We start from the raw sequence: 17,586 nt of genomic DNA on the forward strand, positions 1-17,586 counted from the left end.
CCAGGCGTTGCGCGTGCGCTCGTCCCGCGAGCCGCCTTCCGATCACGGTGGACCATCCCGGTCACAGCACCAGATACGCCGCTGAGGCTGGTGGCGGACGTGGCTAACAAACGATCAAGAGGCCGGTTCGCGAGAGCCCTCTCCCTCCTTGCCTCCTTCGCCGTCATGTGCGGAGAAAGGCGTGGATTCTGCTGGCGAGAATCGCTGTACGCCTCTGACGGACGACGATGAAAGGGCGGAAGCGCTGCTTTCAGGTACGGGTGAGGAGGACGCTCCGGACCTGGGAGCGGACGAGAGCGCGGTCGAAGACGCGGACGTCGTCGATTCCGCCTCGCCAGTGGTCGATGGGGAGGACTGGTGCCGCCGCCATGAGGGAAGTGCGTCCGGTCTGCTGCTGGGCCGCGTCCTCACCGAACGCTGCCACCTGCTCAGACATTGCGGCCGGAGCGAGGACGCCGCCGCCTGCGGCGGCGAAGCGGTGGCGGTGCTCGGCCGAACGGAGGCGCCGCGCCTCGTCATCGCCCGCGCCTACGCCGCCCTGGCCGTCGCCAGGGCCGAGAACGGCGAGCTCGACGATGCCTGTGCGGCGGCCTTCCGTGCGATCAAGGATGCCGAGAACGCCGATCCCGCCGAGGACGTCGACGTGCTGAACGTGGCAGGACTGCTCGGCGACCTGATGAAGCCCCTTCTCACCGCGAAGCGCACACCCGACGCCGAGTGGGTCGCCCGCCGCATGGTCGAAATGCTTCGCAGTGTTGCGGTCCGCAACCTCGCCAGCCGTGAGGACCTGGCGCGGGCGCTATTCCGGCACGGTGTCTGCCTCAAGGGTCTCGGGCAGTTGGAGTGGCTTCCCCCGGTACAAGAGGCCATCCAGTTGCCGCGCGACCAGCAGGCCGACGGACTCGGAACCAGTCAAACTCGGGAGAACCTCAATCTCTACATGCGGTTTCGAGCGCAATTCCTACCGCGGAAAGTGGCGGCGCTGCAGTCGGGCACCGGAGTGGAGCGCATCGACCGTCACGGCCGCAACGATCCATGCCCCTGCGGTTCCGGCCGCAAATACAAGCGCTGCTGTCGGCAGCCGGGCGCGAACCGACCATAAGCCTTGGTCGGCCCGCCGCAGCAGAGACGAGGCCCCGATCGGGTCCGCAGCTGCAACGCACGCTCCCGCCCTGCGTCCGTGCTGCGGCCCAGCGCGTCCAGGAACGCGCGCTTCCGCGACATCGATTGAAGTACTTCATCAGCTCCTCTCTCCGATGCCGGATCCACACCTCCCTCGGAAGTTCTCCAGTGTTCCCTTGTCCGCTATATCTGGGTCAGTGTCGCGATGATGAGTTGTTATTCCATGTTTTTCTATCCGCGTGAAACCCCATTTCAGGGCCTGCGCCGGGCGGGGCGGTAGGCCGAGGGCCTTGTCGCGGCGCGTCCAGCCCGTGGTCGCGTAGGGGACCGATCGACAGGCCGCGGTCGCGTATCCACTCCAAGAGCGGCGGCAGCGCGTCGAGCGTCTTCCTCCACGAGTCGGGTGCCGATGTGCAGTCGGAGTCGTGGAGGAGCACGGTTCCTCCACCGTCGAGGTCGCGCGTGAGGGTCGCGAGGATGGAGGCGGGGGTCGCCGCGCGCGTCCAGTCCCTTCCCCAGTTCGTCCAGAGGACCGGTGTGAGGCTTAGGCGGCGGGCCGCCCGCAAGGCCGAGAGGCTCAGCACACCGTAGGGGGGCCGGTACCATCGCGGCACCGTCCCGGTGACGTTGACGATCGACTCCATCGCCCGGGCCAGGTCGTCGTAGGTCGCGGCGGGCCCACGCAGCAGCATGCAGCGGTGCTCCCAACCGTGGACGGCGATCTCGTGTCCTGACTCGGCGAGGCTCCGGCCCAGGTCCGGGGCGGCCTTGAGCATCCGGCCGAGCAGGAAGTAAGTGGCCTTCACCCCGTGCTCCCGCAAGACGGTCAGGAACGCCGGCGTCGAGCGCGGGTCCGGACCGTCGTCGAACGTGAGCGCCACATGGCCGGGTTCGCCGACGCCGGCCAGCCCGGGGAACAGCTGCCGGCGCAGCGGCCCGATCGACGTGACGGCCGGCGAGGCATGTGCGGTGGCGAGGACACCTGCCGCCGTCACGGCGAGACGCGTGGCGCTCATCGGGACGCCTCCACCATCTCGGAAACCTCCATGGACGCGGGCCGGCCGGTGGCCGCGGGGTCTCGTCCGGTCGCCAGGGCGGCGACGATCGCCGCCGGGTCGGCGGCTCCGGTGTACCCCATGGCGCGGGGTGCCGTCAGCGCCGCGAACAACGCCTCGGGCAGCTCGTCGGGTCTGCGTGCCCACGGCGCCCATCCGGACTCCTCCAAAGCGGCGGCGTTGGTCCTGCCGTGTCCCGGAAGGCAGCGGTAGCTGATGACGGGCAGGCCGGACGCCAGCGCCTCGAGGGAGCTGAGACCGCCGGCGTTCTGAATCACGAGGTCACAGGCGCGCATCAACGTCGGCATGTCCTCGACCCAGCCGAGCGTGACGCCGACGCCGGAGCGGGCGAGCGCCTCCCGCAGCGCGGTGTTGCGCCCGCACACGACGACCGGCGTGACCAGCCGGGACGCGGCCACGTCCCGTGCGGTGGCCGCCACGTCCCCGGATCCCCAGGCCCCCGCGACCACCAGGGCCAGGCGGTCGTCGTCCGGCAGGCCGAAGTGCAGTCGTGCCAGCTGCCGTTCGAGGACGGACGAGGCGGGCCGAAAACCGGGTCGTACGGCGGGCGCGCACACCTGGACGTTGGCCGCGCCGAGCCGTCGCGCCTGCGCCGCCGCCGTCGGGTGCAGCGCCAGGTGGGCGTCGGCCCTTTCGGCGATCCATAGAGGGTGCACGGACATGTCGGTGAGGTAGGTGACGACCGGGACTCGGAGCGCGCCGCGCCGCCGCAGCCGGCCCAACGCCTGGCTCGCGAGGGGGTAGGTCGACACGACGACGTCGGAGCCCGCCGCCGTATGGGCGAGGCGACGGGCGGCCAGCCCGCTCAGGGCACGCGCCGCCGCCGCGAGTTTCCTGCGCCGGTCCAGCGCGGTGAACAACCGTTCCCAGCTTTCCGGGGCGGCTCGCAGTTGCAGCGCGTACGTCTGCCGAAGGAGGCAGCCGAGGGAGGCTGGGAGGAGGTCGAGATAGTCGTGGCGGTCGACGGTGAATCCGGCTTCGCCGAGCCGGCGGGCCAGCTCGCTCGCCGCACCGTCGTGCCCGGCGCCGACGCTCGCCGACACGATCGTGACGTGCCGTCTCGTGCCGGGGTGGATCAAGGAGGGGGTCACGACCTGGTGCCTTCTGTCTCGACGCGACGGAACTCGGCCGTCGCCGGCCGGAGGGGGAGTCAGGGAAGGGATCGCTCGTCGCCGCGCGTTCTGCGTCGGCGGCGACCGTCACGACCGGCGGGCGCGCCGGATGCGCAGGCGTCCGCACAAGGTGCCGCGGTGCTCGACGCCGACGGTGGTGAACCGCCCGTACACGATGGCCAGCCAGCAGAACCCGCCGACCGCGATCACTTCGGCGCGCTGCTTCCGGCCGGCCAATCGGCCGCCGGTGAACAGCACTGCCGGGAGTGTCGAATCGGCCGGCAGCCGGCCCCAGGCGATGGCGCACGGGCGTCCGCAGGAGACGGCGCGCCGGGCGCCCCGCAGCATCTCCGGCGCCACCGATGACCGCACGAGGACGTCGACCAGGGTCTCTGCCTCGTACATCTCCAGCGCGGGCCGCTCCTTAGCTGCCCGGACGAGCCGAATCGCCCACGGGGTGCCGGTCAGGCACTGCTCGACGGGCGCCGCGCTGGTGGCCATGGGGTGATCTCCTTCCGTGCCCAGCTCATGGGGCACGGGATCAGCGTCGTCGTTTCGAGAGCGAAGAACAGTAACGCGGCTATCCGACTCGGGGTGGCACTAGGTTCACCTTTGACCATCCCGCCTGCTCCAGGAGCGCCGCCTGCCCCGGAGTGCCCATCGAGGCGATCGCCGATCTGTGCGGGCACTCCTCTCCGGCGGTCACCGGGGAGGCCTACCGGTACCAGCTCAGGCCGGTGATCACTCGGGGCGCCGAGGTGGCCGACGCGGTGTTCCGTTCGGGCAAGTCGGCGTAGGCCGTGTGGCGGTGGCGAGTGCGGGTGCTTGTCGGTGCGTGTCGATGGAGTCTGTGATGCGGTGCGCTCATGTCTCAGAGGCGCTGAACGAATCATCCCCGCATGCGCGGGCTGCGGTCGGGAGCAGGCTGTCCATACAAAGCGGGGCCCGGCTGGTGCCGGGCCCCGCGATGGAGCACTCGTTGAGTGTTAGTTGCGCCGGCGCTGTGTGCCGGCGAAGGGTGTTCAGGTCCGCGGTGCTGTTCCGCGTGCGAGCAGTTTTGCGGCCACCGGCGCCATGAAGGCGACGGTGCCCACAACTGAGGCCAGCGAAGCCAGGCCGGCGACGACCAGCGTCGAACGTGGCCCGAAGGTCTCGGCCAGCCAGCCGATCAGGGGATAGCCGACAAGCGAGCTCCCGGTGATCACCAGCAGGTACAGGCCCATCACCCTGCCGCGCAACTCCTCCGGGGCGCCCAGCTGCGTGAGCGAGTAGGCCGTCGTGGTGAAGGTCATCAACGCCATGCCCGTCGGTAGCTGCATGGCAGCGAAGGCCCAGTAGTGCGGCATCAGTCCGGTCGCGGTCACCAGGATCCCGAAGACCGCCGCCGCGGCCAGCATGTCCCGCATACTCGGCTGCTTCCGACGGGCGGTGAGCAGTGAGCCGACCAGCCCGCCGACTGCCGCCATCGCCGTGACGAGGCCGAATGACGAGGCTCCGGTATGGAAGACCTCTCGGCTCATCAGGGCATCGGTCACCGCGAAGTTCATGCCGAACGCGGAGACCAGCAGCATGATGGTCATCAGCATGAGCAGGTCGCGGCGCTGCCGGACGTAGCGCAGGCCCTCGCGCAGCTGGCCTTTTGCCCGCGGCATCGGAGCCTTGACGTACAGCTCGTCCTCACGCATGAGGTAGAGCCCGAGTTCCATGGCGGCGAACGACGCGGCGTTGATGAGGAAGACCGGACCGGTGCCGACGGCGGCGATCAGCACGCCGGCGACGGCCGGGCCGAGGATCATCGTTGTGTTGAACAGCGCGTTGTTCAGGCCGATGGCGTTGGACACGTCGCGTGGCCCCACGACCTCGAAGGTGAACGCCATCCGGGCCGGGCTGTCCACTGTCACGGCCAGGCCGAGGCCGAACGCCAGGGCGTACACATTCCACACGCTGACGGAGCCGGTGACGGTGAGCAGGCCGAGCACGAGCGCGAGCGTGCCCATCACCGCCTGGCTGATCATGAGAATGCGCCGCTTGGGGTACCGGTCGGCCAGGACACTGCCGTACAGGCCGAACAGCAGTGCCGGCAGCAGTTGCAGACCGGCCGTGATGCCGACCGCGGTGCCGCTGCCGTGCGTCAGTTCCAGCACCAACCAGTCCTGTGCGGTCATCTGCATCCAACCGCCGATGCTGGAGATGCCCTGACTCGGCATGAGCAGCCGGTAGTTGCGATGGTTCCGCATCGAGCGGAACAGCCTGAGGTCCTGCTGAGCCGCTTGAGGAGCGCTGCTCGGCGAGCCCTCCCTGGCGGAGTCGGCTCCACCTGCACCCGAGATGTCGGACATTGTTGGTCCTTTCGTTTGTGTGGTCTTGCCGTGGCGCCTCTGCACGCCACCGCAGGGACCGTCCTGCCAGCGCACGGCAAAGCAAGAGGTCGGCTGGGAAGGGTGAGAATCGCGACACTGGATGTGTCGGGCGACTCCGACCTCACCCAAGCGCCCAATCGTCCGCGCGCAGAACGCCCTCGCCCACTCCTTGGGGTAGCCGTCTTCGTGACGCGGCCTCACCGCGAGGCAGCTTTTGGACCGGATGGGTGCCGAATCGGCCACTTTGGCTCTGCGCGGCCAGGACGTCTTCCTCGATGAGTTCGGTGACGTCCTCTACGACGACGACGCCTACGTGGTGTCCGCCGGACGGTATGCGTCGTGGGCATGGGCGTGGGAGCACGGCAGTTGGTTGTGCGTCGAAGACGACGAACTGGTGCGCAGGGTCTCGGCCGACACGACAGCCGTGGTGCTGCACGCCAACGAAAAGCCCATGGTCGAGTTCCGCTACGCCGAAGACGGGCGCCTGGTCACCGGCATCAACACCTTGCTCAGCCTCCGTCCCGAAGACCGCACCGGGAGCGACCCCCACCGCTTCGATGCCACACTGCGCGCACTGGAGGCCGACCCGGATAGCAACGACTACGGGCCCCTGGGGCTCCCGCGGACTCTTCTATCGGGTCGCCGAAGACCTCGGCATCGGACTCCCGCACGAAGACTTGATCAAGACGCCCGTCTTCAGCGGACAGCTCCATCCTCGAACTCCGTGACCAAAACCGGCGAGGCTTTCACAACCGTCCTCACCGGCCCACACCGACTGATTCCTCACGAACAGTGACTCTTCACAAATTTGATCCAGAACCGCTTTTTGGCCGACGCACTTACGGTGATCGCCAGCTCGCACGTCACGCGCTCAGGGGCGGCAACCGCGATGACGGGTGAACGATGAGTACGCCCGGTGCGGGCCCCCGCACCGGGCGTACCGGGAGGTCGTCAGTGACGTCCCACGTGCTCTGTCGGACGGATCAGCAGGTCGGCTCGCCGCTCTGCGCGGGAACGTTGATGGCGCTCCACGCGGCCTTCACCGCGTTGCACTCGGTGGTCGAGCCGGGGAACAGCTCCTTGGCCGCCTGGAGGGTCGCGACGCGGGCGCGGGCGTGACTCCAGCTCGTCACCTTGCGGTTCAGGCCGCCCATGAAGATCTGGCCGGCCTTCTGGATGCCGATGCCCGTGACACGGGAGTTGTTGCAGGTCGGGCTGGTCGGGTTGCCGTTGGTCGGGTTCGAGCCCTCGGCGAGCAGGTAGAACCAGTGGTTCTGCGGGCCGGCCGCTGCGTGCACCTCGGTGCTGGGGATCGAGGACGAGTAGCAGTTCGGGTCGCCCAGCGCGGACGGGTTGTACATGTTGCGGATCGGGCCCTGGCCGACCAGGTCGACCTCCTCGCCGACCAGGTAGTCCGGCGGGTCGTAGGTGGAGGGCTCGTTCATGTAGTGCTCGGTCAGCGCGCCGAAGATGTCGCCGGCCGACTCGTTCATGCCGCCCTTCTCGTTGCCGCTGCCGCCGCTGGCACCGCCGGGCGTGGTCTGGAAGATCGCGTGCCCGTTCTCGTGGCCGACGACGTCGACGGAGGTGGCCAGCTTGGTGTTCGACTGGTTGTGTCCGAAGTTGGTGTAGCTGCCGTTCCAGTAGGCGTTGACGTCGTTCAGACCCACGCGCGAGGGGAAGCCGCGGCCGTTGCCGTTGGTCCCGTTGCGGCCGAGCCATGCCTTGAGCATGTCCCATTCCTTCTGGACCGCGTACAACACGTCCACGCAGCCGGTCTCCAGGTTCGTCCCGCTGCCGTTGCCCCAGGCGCTGTCGGTGCCGGTGTAGGCCGAGCCGCCCTGGCCGCCGCACTGGTGGCCGGGACGCGAGGGGTCGGTCATGGACGTCGCCGCGGTGCTCAGGTCCACGGTGCCGTGGTAGAAGCTTCTGTCATCGGCGGCGTCGCGGACGTCGTCGAACGTCCCGACGACCTTGCCGGTCTTGGCGTCGACGAACACGTGCAGTTTCGTCTCGCCCTTCTTCTGGTGACCGGTGACGACCGTTTCGTAGACCAGGCGTCCCTTGCCTTCCGCCAGCACGGTGAGGCGGGGGGTGGAGACCGTGTCGACCTTCGCGACCTTGGCACGCGACACCGCGGCGGCCTGCGACGCCTTGATCGACGCCTTGACGCCGACGTTGAGCGTCGCGGTCTGGTTGACCGAGGTGCTCAGCACACCGCCGTCGGCGTTCGTGGTGACGACGATGTCGCCGCCGTAGACGGGCAGGCCGTCGTAGGTGCGCTGGTACTCCACGTACTGGAGGCCGCGTAGGCCCGAGGTGACGTTCGTACGGAAGATCTTGTCCTTCGGGGCCTTCTTGACCTCCGCAGGCTTGGCGGCCACGAAGGTGTCGGCCGAGACCGCCGCGAGCGTGCGGGGGTTCGGCTTGGCCGGGGTGGTGCGGGCGGTCGCTCCTGTGGCGGGGACGGACATCGCCACGGCGAGGCCGGCCGCCAGCGCCGCCGCCCCGATCGCGGTCTGGTGTCTCACAGGGGTGCTCCTTCCACGGACCCGACGGCACAGGGCGTCCGAAGCCTCACGTGGGAGCGGCCTGAGACGCCCTTGCCGCTGGGGGGATTGGGGACGAGTCGCTCATCCGGGATGAGCTGCCCCGAAGTGCACCTTGCCGGACTTGAACGTGTCAATACATTCAAAGCAGCATGAAATTTCACAAACCAAGAACTGAGGCACTGTATGCGAGGCAAATTCCCTGGTGAACATCATCCGGCCCGGCCCACCGGAGTCACGGGCGGCACCGGACTCCGGTGATCAGAGGTTGGCCCCGAGTATCCGCGCAGCGGCCTCGCCCCTCACCCGACGAAGCTTGCGCAGGCCGGGAAGACCGTGGATGGCGGGCGTGGACCGCCAAAGCCGTCTTTTCGGAGGCCGAGTCTGGCCTCTGCAAGGCTGGTGGCCCTACTTACGTGCGCGCCAATACTGCTCCTCCCTGTATTGGCGCGGAGACAAGCCGTACGCGTCGCGGAACGCTTGGGTGAAGTGTTGCGGCCTGGAGAACCCCCACCGCGCCGCGATCTCGCTGATCCGACGGGTGGCGAGCAGCGGTTCGGCCAGGTCGCGGCGGCAGTGTTCCAGACGGCGTTCGCGGATCCAACCGGCGACCGTGCGGCCCTGCTCGTTGAACAGGTTGTGGAGGTGGCGCAGGGAGATGTGATGGGCGGCGGCGATCGAGGCCGGCGACAGGTCCGGATCGCTGAGGTTCTGCTGGATGAAGGTGTGAATCTGGGCCAGGAGCGCCCGCCGGCGGGTGTGCAGCGGCACCGCGTCGCCGGCCTCCAACTCGTGGGCGAGGGCGGCGGTCAGAGCCTCCAGTGCGAGGGTGGACAACCTTGCCAGGTCAGTGGGGCTGTACTCGCCGATGTGCCGGGCGAGTTGAAGGAGGAAGGCGGAGGTGAGAGCCCCGACCCCCTGGGAGCCGGGAATCCGCACGGCGGTCAGGCGGTCGAGGTCCCGGGCCGGCAGCGGCAGCAGGTCGCGCGAGAATCGCAGCACCAGCAGACGAGCGACGGGGGAGTCCGTGGAGAGTGTCGCCGAATACGGCCGCGAGGTGTCGTAGAGAACCAGGTCGCCGACGCCGAAAGCCGTCTCCCGGCCGTTCTGCGTGGCGTTCCCCGCACCGTCCACGGCGATCCCGAGTTTGCACAGCCCGGGGTCGTCCTGGCGGATGAGCTTCGCCGTCCGTCGTATCACGTAGGGCGTCGTCGTCATCAGCGCGACCTGGAGAGAGCCCAAGTCCCAGATATCCATACGGGCTTGGAAACTCGTCTCCAGGTCCGGGTCGCAGCTGAGCTCGTAGGGAACCCAGGTCCGGGAACTGACCTCATGCCAGAAGGCGAACCGCTCGCCGGCCGCCAACCCGTTCGTGCTCACGGTGTGCATGGATGCTTTCAATCTTGGACGATTCACGTCCAGGAGCGGTCCTTTGCGTACGGACTCGCGACCTGCCCCTCAGGAGGAGCCCCCTCGTCGCGATGAGGGTGCCAGGTTCCGCTGGTCAGAACTCCGGCAGGTCTCGGTGTGCAGATGCTTGTCCCTGATTGGCTTGCCGGCAGAGCCGCACACCAAGAAATGAGCTCCGACGCTCGTTGCAAGCAACGAACGCCGGAGCCGACTTAAAGGTAAAAGTAAAACGAGATTGCCCGGTGTGCCGCTACCTCAGCCGATCCGGGTGCCGCAGCTCTGGCAGACCTTGGCGTTCTCGCTGTTGTAAGTGCCGCAGGTGGGGCACGGGTACTGGTCGACGCCCATCGCCCGGCGGACGATCATCGCGATCTTGCGCATCGCTTCTCTCCTTTGATGATTCGCAGACGGCCTTTACCGCCAGCAATCCGAACTGTACACATCTGCGACTGTCGTCGGCGACGAGAAAGCGCTTCTTCGGTCATATCAGTGCAGAATGTGCACTCATCCGTAAGAGTCGTGCACGCATACTGAAGAGTGGCAATGGAATCGCTCTGCGGCGGGGGCGCAAGCCTGGCTCGTTGATGGCCCGATAGGGCGGGGGGCTGGAACCAGTTCACCGCCGGGCCGGTGTGCCAGGGTGGTGCGGCGCGCGCCTCGATGCGCAGCGAACAAAGCTTCTGAGCGACCTGGGGGAGGCGGTCCAGGACGTGTCAGGGGGCGCAAGGAGCAGAGGGTGTTCGGTGTGATCGCCGGTCGAGGCGTTCTTGGGCAAAGCGACGGCGAGGGCACCCGCTGGAAAACCGGATGCCCTCGCCGTGGGGCTCTGGGGGCCGAAGCCGCCGCTATGAGGATGGGCAGAAGACGTGCTCCATGGCCTTGCCCATGGCTTGGCCCGATCTGGAGTTGTCCTTGTTGCTCAGGGCGGCCGAAATCGTGAGCTGGCGGTGGCCGTCCTCTGAGTAGAAGGTCATAGCGATGAGGCAGGGGCCGCCCATGATGTAGTGGTCGAGTTTGCTCCATGAGCGCGAGAAGCTCCCCGTCGGATGGTATTCCTGGGGTCCGTCCCATGGTCGGGGTTGATCAGGTCGAGCACATGTTGCAGGTCGGCGATGACCCGCCTGCGGCGTCGACAGCGACCACGACGGCCGCAAAGACCGCTACAACCCCGCCGACGCCATCCACTACCTGACACGCGACGTGTCGTCGAAGAGGGCCGCCCGCCATAGATGATCAGTTCCGCCAGTGTGTCCGGCCGGCCGAACGTTCCGACGCGCTGCGGGATCTCGCTGGCGGACCAGCCGAGGCGTGCGCTGGCTTGTTCGTCCGTGGAGATTTCTCAACCGGGTTCGGTGACCTTGGCGGCGCCTTCCGGTGTGTTCTCCGGCTCGGAGGACGTGAGCACGGGGTGTTTGCGCAGGGCGATCCGGTCGATCTTGTTGGCGGGCGTCCGCGGCAGTTCGGGCAGGATGAGGATCCGGGACGGCCGCTTGTACGCGGTGAGACGCTCGGCGCAGTGGCGTTCGAGTTCCTGGAGGTCGGGTGGCGTGTCCGGTGCGGCGGACACGAACGTGACGGGCCGCTCGCCCTTGCGCTCGTCCGGTACGCCGATGGTCGCGGACTCGACCACCGCGGGATGGGCGAGCAGCGTGTCGTCGATCTCGCGGGGGTAGACGTTGAAACCGCCCACAATGATCATGTCTTTCGCGCGGTCGACGATGCGCAGGTAGCCGTCATCGTCGAAGCGTCCGACGTCACCGGTGTGGAACCAGCCGTCCCGGTGCGCGGGGATGATCTCTCCGTCCAGGCCGCGGTAATGGCGCAGCATGTGAGGCGCCCTGACCCTGATCTCGCCCACCTCCCCGGCGGCGACGGGCGTGCCGGTTCGGAGGTCGGCGACCTCTACCTCGACGAGGGGGGAGGGAATCCCGACCGAGCCTGGGCGCGGTGGTCGCCCGACCGGGTTGTAGGTGATCGGTGCCAGTTCCGTCATCCCGTACGCCTCGTAGATCGGTAGCCCGGTGACCGCCTGCCAGCGTTCCTGCAGGTCGGCGGGGATGGCCGAGCCGCCGCCCTGGCAGAGGCGCAGCGCCGCCAGATCGGCGCGGGCGAGTTCGGGGGCCGCGAGGACGCCGCCGTAGATGGCCGCAGGTCCGCCGCTGAAGACCGTCGCGCGATGCCGCTCCAGTTCCGCGACGACCGCCGCGGGGAGGAAGCGCGGCACCATCACGAGCCCGCCGCGGCGGTAGACGGCGTGCAGGAAACCGATCGCCAGGCCCCAGATGTGGAACATCGGCGCCACGTTGAGCCAGATCTCCTCGTCCGGGCGCGTCGGCCAGCACAGCTCGGCGCCCTCGACCGTCGTCAGCAGCGTTTCGTGGGTGTACTCAACGCCCTTCGGCAGACCGGTGGTGCCGCCGGTGAACAGAAGAGCGGCCAGGTCGTCGGGGGCCGGGCCCTCCACCGGGGCCGCCGAGTCCGCGGGTCCGGCAGGCCGGAGATCGGCGTCGGCGACGGGCAGGACGTCCAAGCCCAGTTCGGCGGCGGACGCGAGCGGACCGGGTGCGGCCGTCTCCGCGTCGGTGAGGACGAACGCGGGTGAGGCCCCCTTCAGCAGCGGGACCAGTTCCGCCGGGGTGTAGCCGGGGTTGAGGCAGGCGATGCTCCCGCCCGCCGTCCACACCGCGAAGATCGCCACCGCCATCCGGGGGCTGTTGGGCATGGCGATCGCGATCGTCGCACCCCGCGCACCCGCCTCGGCGAGACGCGCGGCCAGACCATCGACCGCCCTGCCGTACTCGGCGTAGGTCAGCGTCTCGGCGCCGCACATCACGGCCACGCGGGCGGGGGCCAGGGCGACCGCTTCGCGCAGCGCCGCGACCATCGTCGCCGGCCGGCGCCCGCACGTGCTCGAGGGGACGGATCCATCCAAGGCAGGCATGGCTGCACTCCTCTCACCAGAGTGCGTTTTTTCTATCGGTCTATCGATAGAACGTCAATAGCCCAGCTCGGACGGGCCGGGCGTGGATGAGAGGAGGAGCCGCCGCTCAGTCCTCGGGCGGCAGGCCGATCAGGTCGCAGAACGCGGCGGAGACCTGTCCGGCGTTGAACTCGTCCGGCTTGTACCACCAGTGCATCCAGCTCATCATTCCGAGGATCCCCTCGCTGACGATGCGGGTCGGGTGCCCGGCCGGCAGGACGCCCTGCTCCTGCGCGCGGGAGACGACCTCCTCGACCCGGACGACGAAGTCCCGCTCGTGGCCGCTGACCTCACGGCCGACGTCCGCCGGCAGCGAGCGGAACTCCTTCCAGTACACGGCGAACGTTCGCTGGTTGAGGGCGAGGGAGCGGACGAAGGCGTCGATGACGCGACGCAGTTGCGTCGCCGGGTCGGCGGGAGCGGCGAGGGCGTCGTCCAGCGCTCTCGTGAAGTCGCGGTCGACCTGGCGGGCGATCTCCGACATGAGGACTTCCTTGGAGCCGACGTAGTGGTAGATCGTCGGCTGGCTCATCCCCGCGCGCTCGGCGATCTCCTTCGTGGTGCCCCGGTCGTAGCCGCGGACGAAGAAGACGTCGGCGGCGACGTCCAGGATCCGGCGCCGCTTGTCCTCCCAGTCGTCGTTCCGGCTGCCGGGCTTGCGCCCCGGACGCCTGCGCGTCGTGGCCTCGTCTCGTCGTGCGGTGTCCTCTGGAATCACGCTCCGATGCTAGCCGAATGATCGATCGGCCGATCGATCGCTTTGCGGCCCGGTGGTCCGGCTGCTACAGTCCCCAAAATAAATCGATTGACCGATCGAATGAATGGGAGGTGTCGTGGTGGGAGACCGACTCTTCGACCAGGGCGCCCAGGTGCGCCGGGTCCTCGCGGCCGGCCACGAGACCGCGTACCACGAGGCCGGGAGCGGGCGGCCCATCGTGCTGCTCCACGGATCCGGCCCAGGCGTCTCGGCCTGGTCGAACTGGTCCGGAGTGCTGCCCGCACTCGCTGCCGGGCACCGGGTGCTCGCGCCCGACATCGCCGGATTCGGCAGGACCCTGTTCCAGGAGGGGACCGAGTACGGGATCAAGCTCTGGACGCGGCAGCTCTTCGCGTTTCTCGACGCCCTGGACATCCCGTCCGCCGTGCTGGTGGGGAACAGCTTCGGCGGCGGCCTGGCGCTGGCCGCAACGCTGCGGGACCCGTCCCGCGTGGACGGCCTCGTGCTGCTCGGCACGCCCGCCGGGACGTTCACGATGACCGAGGGGCTCCGGGCGGGCTGGCACTACGAACCCGATCCGGACGAGATGCGGCGCATCCTGCGGCTGTTCCCGTATGACAAGAGCCTCGTCACCGAGGAGATGGTGCGGGCGAGGTACGAGGCCAGCGCCGCCCCGGGCGCCCAGGCGGCCTTCCGGAAGCTGATTCCGGAACCCGGCCCCGGGGACACGCCGGTCAGAGGCGTCCCCGAGGACAGGCTCCGCGCGATCGCCAAGCCCGCGCTCATCGTCCACGGGCGCGAGGACGAGGTCATCCCCGTGGAGCTCGGCTGGCGCCTGGCCCGCTCGATCCCGGACTCCGAGCTTCACGTGTTCGGGCAATGCGGCCACTGGGTGCAACTCGAACGGCCCGCCGCGTTCACCGCCCTCGTCCGCGACTTCGCCGGGAGGCGGGCATGAGCCTGCACGGCGTCGAGAAGGCGCTCTACGACCTCAACGTCGACCGGCGCGCCCGGGAGACCTTCAAGGAATCTCCCGCCCGTTTCGCCGATCGTTACCGGCTGACCGGGGAGGAGGCGGCGATGCTGACCGACCGGGACGTTCGCGGCCTCGCCTCGCTGGCCGCCAACCCGATGCTCGTGTGGGGGTTCTGGCTGATGCTGGCGCCCGAGGGGGAGCGCGGTGCACCTGGCTATCTGGCCAGGCTGCGCGCCGAAACACCCGCTCGGCGACCCGTCCCCGCGTCCGGCGATTCAGAGGGAGACTGACCATGGGCAGCATCGTCGGCGGCTTCCTGCTGCCCCACGACCCGATGATGTTCACGCATCCGGACGCGCCGGACGCGCCGGTGCGCGAGCGCGTGCACGAGGCGTACCGGGAGATCTCCCGGCGGCTCGCCGCGCTGGACCCGACCACAGTGGTGATCATCGGCACCGACCACTACATCCTGTTCGGCCCCGGCTGCCTGCCCCAGTTGCTCATCGCGACCGGAGACCTGGACGGTCCGGTCGAGCGGCTGCCCGGCCTGGCACGCGGCCCGCTGCCGGACAACGCGCCGCTGGCCCGGCACATCGCCGGGCACGGGCACCGGCACGGCGTCGACTGGGCGGTCGCACCGACGTTCACCGCGGACCACTCCGTGGTCATCCCCTACCATCTGGTCGCCGAGCCACTCGGGCTGCCGGTGATCCCCGTCTACCTCGCCTGCGGCGTCGAGCCGCTGCTGCCGCTCGCCCGCGCCGTCCGCGCCGGAGAGGCGATCCGGGAGGCCGTCGAGGCCGCCGGAGAGGACGAGCGCGTCGCCGTCATCGGCAGCGGCGGTATCAGCCACTGGGTCGGAACCGCCGAGATGGGCCGGATCGACTCCGGTTTCGACCGGATGGTGCTCGACCGCGTCGCCGCCGGCGACACCGCCGCACTGGCCGGCCTGGATGACGCCGAGATGCTTGCGGAAGCGGGCAACGGCGCACTCGAAGTGCGCACGTTCGTCGCGGCGATGTCGGCCGTGGGGCCCTGCCGGGGGGACGTCATCGCCTACGAGGCCGTCCCGGAGTGGATCACCGGCCTGGGCTTCGCCGAGCTGGTCCCGCTGGAGGCCGCCGATGTCCGCTGACCTCAAGAGCACCGGAGGCCGTACGGTCCTGTGCGCGGCAGACGATGTGCCTCCTGGGCGGATGCTGCGCGTCGTCACCGGCGACGCCGGGCCGCTGCTGGTCTCGAATGTGAACGGGACGATCCATGTCACCGACGACACCTGCACCCATGCCGAGGCGTCGCTGAGCGAAGGCGATCTGGAGGGAGGCCGGGTCGTCTGCCCGGTGCACTGGGCGGAGTTCGACCTGGCGACGGGCGAGGCCCTGTGCTTCCCCGCGTCCAGACCCCTCACCGTGTACAGGGCGGTCGTCGAGGACGGCATGGTCGTCGCGTTCCTCGCGCGGAGGTCGGCATGAGCGGCATGAACGACGAACTGCTCGCACTGTCCGGGCTGGACGACGGCTGGCTCGATCGCCGCGTCTTCTGGGACCGGGACGTCTACGAACTGGAGCTGGAGCGGATCTTCGCCCGGTGCTGGCTGTTCGTCGCCCACGAGTCCCAGCTGCCGAAGCCCGGGGCGTTCCTCACCACCTGGATGGGCGAGGACAACGTGCTCGTCGTCCGGCGGCGGGACGGCTCCATCGGCGCCTACCTCAACAGCTGTCCCCACAGGGGCAATCGCGTGTGCACCGCCGAAGTGGGGACGGCCCGCGGGTTCGTGTGCAACTACCACGGCTGGTCGTTCGGCCTCGACGGCGGGCTCACCGGCGTGCACGAGTCCGCGGCCTTCGGCCGGGAACCGGGCTTCGACCGCTCCCGGCTCGGGCTCACCCCCGTGGCTCAACTCGACACCTACAAGGGATTGGTGTTCGCCACGTTCGACCCCGGCGCGCCGCCGCTGTCGGACTACCTCGGCGACTTCGCCTTCTATCTCGACGTGATCCTCGACAACGACGAGGGCGGCACGGAGTTCGCGGGCGGCTCGATCAAGTCCGTCCTCGGCTGCAACTGGAAGATCGCGGCGGAGAACTTCGCCGGTGACGCGCTGCACGCCGGCTGGACGCACGCGTCCGGCGCGGAGGCCATGCTCGGCCGCGGCGTCCCCGACCTGGGCGCGGAGGACGCCGAGAGCTACCACGTCAACGCGAACGGCCACTGCTGGGAGTTCAACCTGGACGGCGTCGGGAACGCCGCCACCCTCGGTGACCCACGGGTCGTGGCCTACCTGCGCGACCATGAGAAGCGCGTCGCCGAGCGGCTCGGCGACCTGCGGGCGCGGATGGTCGGCTCGATCAGCTCGGTGAACGTCTTCCCGAACTTCTCGTTCCTGCCCGGCCAGAACACCTTCCGGACATGGCAGCCGAAGGGACCGCACCGCACCGAGCTGCACACCTGGGTCCTGGTGAACCGGAGCGCCCCCCAGGATGTGAAGGACGCGTGGCGCAAGGGAGCGATGATGACCTTCTCTCCCTCCGGCGTCTTCGAGATGGACGACGGCGAGAACTGGGAGCTGGCCACCCGGTCCAACGCGGGCGTGGTGACGCGGAAGCAGCGGCTCTACTACGGCCTCGGGTCCGGTACGGCGATCGAGCACCCCGAACTGCCCGGCAACGTGCACCGCGGACAGATCAACGACGCCAACCAGCGGGCGTTCTACCGGCGCTGGTCGCAACTCCTTCGCGCCCGCACATGGGACGAGGCGGCGTCATGACCGCGATGGAGACGTACTGGGAGGTCCAGACCTTCCTCGCCTACGAGGCGCGGTTGCTCGACGAAGAGCGGTACACCGAATGGCTCGGGCTCTTCACCGAGGACGCGCACTACTGGGTCCCCGGCGTGGAGAACCGCGGCCGGTCCGATCCGGACGGCCCCTACGCGCCGTCCCGTATGGCCTACTTCGACGACACTCTTGAGGACCTGCGCCGTCGTGTCGTCCGCTTCACTGCGCCCACCGCGTGGGCGGAGGACCCGGCGACCCGGCACCTGCACGTCGTGTCCAACATCGAGGTGGAGCCGGCGGAGACGCCCGGCGAGCTGCTCGTCCGCTCGGTGATCGTCAACTACCGGGGCCAGGGCGACATCGACGCCGCGACCCTGTACGGGCGGCGCGAGGACGTCCTGCGCCGGGTCTCGGGCGAGCTGCGGATCGCCCGCCGGCTCGTCCTCCTGCGGCACGCGGTTCTCCCCGCCAAGAACATCAACACCTTCTTCTAGGAACCGGCACGAC

Annotated in this window: 17 protein-coding genes and 1 pseudogene; 9 read left to right on the plus strand and 9 right to left on the minus strand. The window is 69.1% G+C overall.

Going from position 1 to position 17,586, the window contains the following annotated elements; translation table 11 throughout:
- The first annotated feature begins 181 nt into the window (after positions 1 to 181).
- Positions 182 to 1,102 (plus strand): SEC-C metal-binding domain-containing protein, encoded by a 921-nt coding sequence (locus tag ABD944_RS03630; protein ID WP_345172340.1) that lies wholly within the window; start codon positions 182 to 184, stop codon positions 1,100 to 1,102.
- Between the two features lie 214 nt (positions 1,103 to 1,316).
- Here ABD944_RS03630 and ABD944_RS03635 read toward each other — a convergent pair whose 3' ends face one another.
- The 3 genes from ABD944_RS03635 to ABD944_RS03645 form a co-directional block, all read right to left on the minus strand.
- Positions 1,317 to 2,138 (minus strand): polysaccharide deacetylase family protein, encoded by an 822-nt coding sequence (locus ABD944_RS03635; protein WP_345172342.1) that lies wholly within the window; start codon positions 2,136 to 2,138, stop codon positions 1,317 to 1,319.
- Positions 2,135 to 3,289, minus strand: a complete 1,155-nt coding sequence (locus ABD944_RS03640; RefSeq protein WP_345172344.1) for an MGDG synthase family glycosyltransferase — start codon at positions 3,287 to 3,289, stop codon at positions 2,135 to 2,137. The genes ABD944_RS03635 and ABD944_RS03640 overlap by 4 nt, the downstream gene beginning before the upstream one ends.
- A 108-nt stretch (positions 3,290 to 3,397) precedes the next feature.
- Positions 3,398 to 3,811 carry a hypothetical protein gene (locus ABD944_RS03645; RefSeq protein ID WP_345172346.1) on the minus strand — a complete coding sequence of 138 codons (414 nt, stop codon included), beginning with the start codon at positions 3,809 to 3,811 and terminating at the stop codon, positions 3,398 to 3,400.
- A 152-nt stretch (positions 3,812 to 3,963) separates the two neighbouring features.
- Between ABD944_RS03645 and ABD944_RS03650 the strand changes: the two genes are divergently transcribed.
- Positions 3,964 to 4,107, plus strand: coding sequence for a hypothetical protein (locus ABD944_RS03650; RefSeq protein WP_345172348.1), 144 nt, complete (start codon positions 3,964 to 3,966; stop codon positions 4,105 to 4,107).
- A 225-nt stretch (positions 4,108 to 4,332) separates the two neighbouring features.
- On the opposite strand, the gene ABD944_RS03655 is transcribed toward ABD944_RS03650, so the two are convergent.
- Positions 4,333 to 5,649, minus strand: a complete 1,317-nt coding sequence (locus ABD944_RS03655; protein ID WP_345172350.1) for an MFS transporter — start codon at positions 5,647 to 5,649, stop codon at positions 4,333 to 4,335.
- Positions 5,650 to 5,872: 223 nt separating this feature from the next.
- Here ABD944_RS03655 and ABD944_RS03660 point away from each other — a divergent pair.
- Positions 5,873 to 6,466: pseudogene (locus tag ABD944_RS03660) on the plus strand (DUF6461 domain-containing protein); the annotation flags it as partial.
- A gap of 187 nt (positions 6,467 to 6,653) precedes the next feature.
- Here the strand turns inward: ABD944_RS03660 and ABD944_RS03665 are convergent.
- The 5 genes from ABD944_RS03665 to ABD944_RS03685 form a co-directional block, all read right to left on the minus strand.
- Positions 6,654 to 8,201: a M4 family metallopeptidase gene (locus ABD944_RS03665; RefSeq protein ID WP_345172352.1), complete on the minus strand. Its 1,548-nt coding sequence runs from the start codon at positions 8,199 to 8,201 to the stop codon at positions 6,654 to 6,656.
- Between the two features lie 426 nt (positions 8,202 to 8,627).
- Entirely contained in the window at positions 8,628 to 9,608 is a 981-nt protein-coding gene (locus ABD944_RS03670; protein ID WP_345172354.1) for an AraC-like ligand-binding domain-containing protein, read from the minus strand.
- A gap of 276 nt (positions 9,609 to 9,884) precedes the next feature.
- Complete coding sequence (locus tag ABD944_RS03675; RefSeq protein ID WP_345172356.1) at positions 9,885 to 10,010, minus strand: zinc-ribbon domain-containing protein; 126 nt, start codon at positions 10,008 to 10,010, stop codon at positions 9,885 to 9,887.
- A gap of 958 nt (positions 10,011 to 10,968) precedes the next feature.
- Complete coding sequence (locus ABD944_RS03680; protein WP_345172358.1) at positions 10,969 to 12,570, minus strand: class I adenylate-forming enzyme family protein; 1,602 nt, start codon at positions 12,568 to 12,570, stop codon at positions 10,969 to 10,971.
- 106 nt (positions 12,571 to 12,676) lie between these two features.
- Positions 12,677 to 13,327, minus strand: a complete 651-nt coding sequence (locus tag ABD944_RS03685) for a TetR/AcrR family transcriptional regulator (protein WP_345172359.1) — start codon at positions 13,325 to 13,327, stop codon at positions 12,677 to 12,679.
- A gap of 118 nt (positions 13,328 to 13,445) precedes the next feature.
- Between ABD944_RS03685 and ABD944_RS03690 the strand changes: the two genes are divergently transcribed.
- Genes ABD944_RS03690 through ABD944_RS03715 form a run of 6 tightly spaced genes read left to right on the plus strand, consistent with a single transcriptional unit; the run spans position 13,446 to position 17,573 of the window.
- On the plus strand, positions 13,446 to 14,285 hold the full coding sequence (locus ABD944_RS03690) for an alpha/beta fold hydrolase (RefSeq protein ID WP_345172361.1): 840 nt from the start codon (positions 13,446 to 13,448) through the stop codon (positions 14,283 to 14,285).
- A complete protein-coding gene (locus tag ABD944_RS03695) occupies positions 14,282 to 14,593 on the plus strand; it encodes a hypothetical protein (RefSeq protein WP_345172363.1) in 312 nt (103 codons plus the stop codon). Before ABD944_RS03690 ends, ABD944_RS03695 begins: the two co-directional genes overlap by 4 nt.
- A 2-nt stretch (positions 14,594 to 14,595) precedes the next feature.
- Complete coding sequence (locus ABD944_RS03700) at positions 14,596 to 15,438, plus strand: DODA-type extradiol aromatic ring-opening family dioxygenase (RefSeq protein WP_345172365.1); 843 nt, start codon at positions 14,596 to 14,598, stop codon at positions 15,436 to 15,438.
- Positions 15,428 to 15,775 (plus strand): non-heme iron oxygenase ferredoxin subunit, encoded by a 348-nt coding sequence (locus tag ABD944_RS03705; protein WP_345172367.1) that lies wholly within the window; start codon positions 15,428 to 15,430, stop codon positions 15,773 to 15,775. Before ABD944_RS03700 ends, ABD944_RS03705 begins: the two co-directional genes overlap by 11 nt.
- Positions 15,772 to 17,070 carry an aromatic ring-hydroxylating oxygenase subunit alpha gene (locus ABD944_RS03710; RefSeq protein ID WP_345172369.1) on the plus strand — a complete coding sequence of 433 codons (1,299 nt, stop codon included), beginning with the start codon at positions 15,772 to 15,774 and terminating at the stop codon, positions 17,068 to 17,070. Before ABD944_RS03705 ends, ABD944_RS03710 begins: the two co-directional genes overlap by 4 nt.
- Positions 17,067 to 17,573: a 3-phenylpropionate/cinnamic acid dioxygenase subunit beta gene (locus tag ABD944_RS03715; RefSeq protein WP_345172371.1), complete on the plus strand. Its 507-nt coding sequence runs from the start codon at positions 17,067 to 17,069 to the stop codon at positions 17,571 to 17,573. Before ABD944_RS03710 ends, ABD944_RS03715 begins: the two co-directional genes overlap by 4 nt.
- The last annotated feature ends 13 nt before the right edge of the window (positions 17,574 to 17,586 follow it).

The organism is Actinomadura verrucosospora, assembly GCF_039540335.1.
Classification (GTDB): domain Bacteria; phylum Actinomycetota; class Actinomycetes; order Streptosporangiales; family Streptosporangiaceae; genus Spirillospora; species Spirillospora verrucosospora.

What these genes read in the sequence shown, in the direction of transcription:
- ABD944_RS03635 (WP_345172342.1), bottom strand. Translation starts at nt 2,138, where the DNA reads ATGAGCGCCACGCGTCTCGCCGTGACGGCGGCAGGTGTCCTCGCCACC.
- ABD944_RS03645 (WP_345172346.1), bottom strand. Translation starts at nt 3,811, where the DNA reads ATGGCCACCAGCGCGGCGCCCGTCGAGCAGTGCCTGACCGGCACCCCG.
- ABD944_RS03655 (WP_345172350.1), bottom strand. Translation starts at nt 5,649, where the DNA reads ATGTCCGACATCTCGGGTGCAGGTGGAGCCGACTCCGCCAGGGAGGGC.
- ABD944_RS03670 (WP_345172354.1), bottom strand. Translation starts at nt 9,608, where the DNA reads ATGCACACCGTGAGCACGAACGGGTTGGCGGCCGGCGAGCGGTTCGCC.
- ABD944_RS03675 (WP_345172356.1), bottom strand. Translation starts at nt 10,010, where the DNA reads ATGCGCAAGATCGCGATGATCGTCCGCCGGGCGATGGGCGTCGACCAG.
- ABD944_RS03680 (WP_345172358.1), bottom strand. Translation starts at nt 12,570, where the DNA reads ATGCCTGCCTTGGATGGATCCGTCCCCTCGAGCACGTGCGGGCGCCGG.
- ABD944_RS03695 (WP_345172363.1), top strand. Translation starts at nt 14,282, where the DNA reads ATGAGCCTGCACGGCGTCGAGAAGGCGCTCTACGACCTCAACGTCGAC.
- ABD944_RS03700 (WP_345172365.1), top strand. Translation starts at nt 14,596, where the DNA reads ATGGGCAGCATCGTCGGCGGCTTCCTGCTGCCCCACGACCCGATGATG.
- ABD944_RS03705 (WP_345172367.1), top strand. Translation starts at nt 15,428, where the DNA reads ATGTCCGCTGACCTCAAGAGCACCGGAGGCCGTACGGTCCTGTGCGCG.
- ABD944_RS03710 (WP_345172369.1), top strand. Translation starts at nt 15,772, where the DNA reads ATGAGCGGCATGAACGACGAACTGCTCGCACTGTCCGGGCTGGACGAC.
- ABD944_RS03715 (WP_345172371.1), top strand. Translation starts at nt 17,067, where the DNA reads ATGACCGCGATGGAGACGTACTGGGAGGTCCAGACCTTCCTCGCCTAC.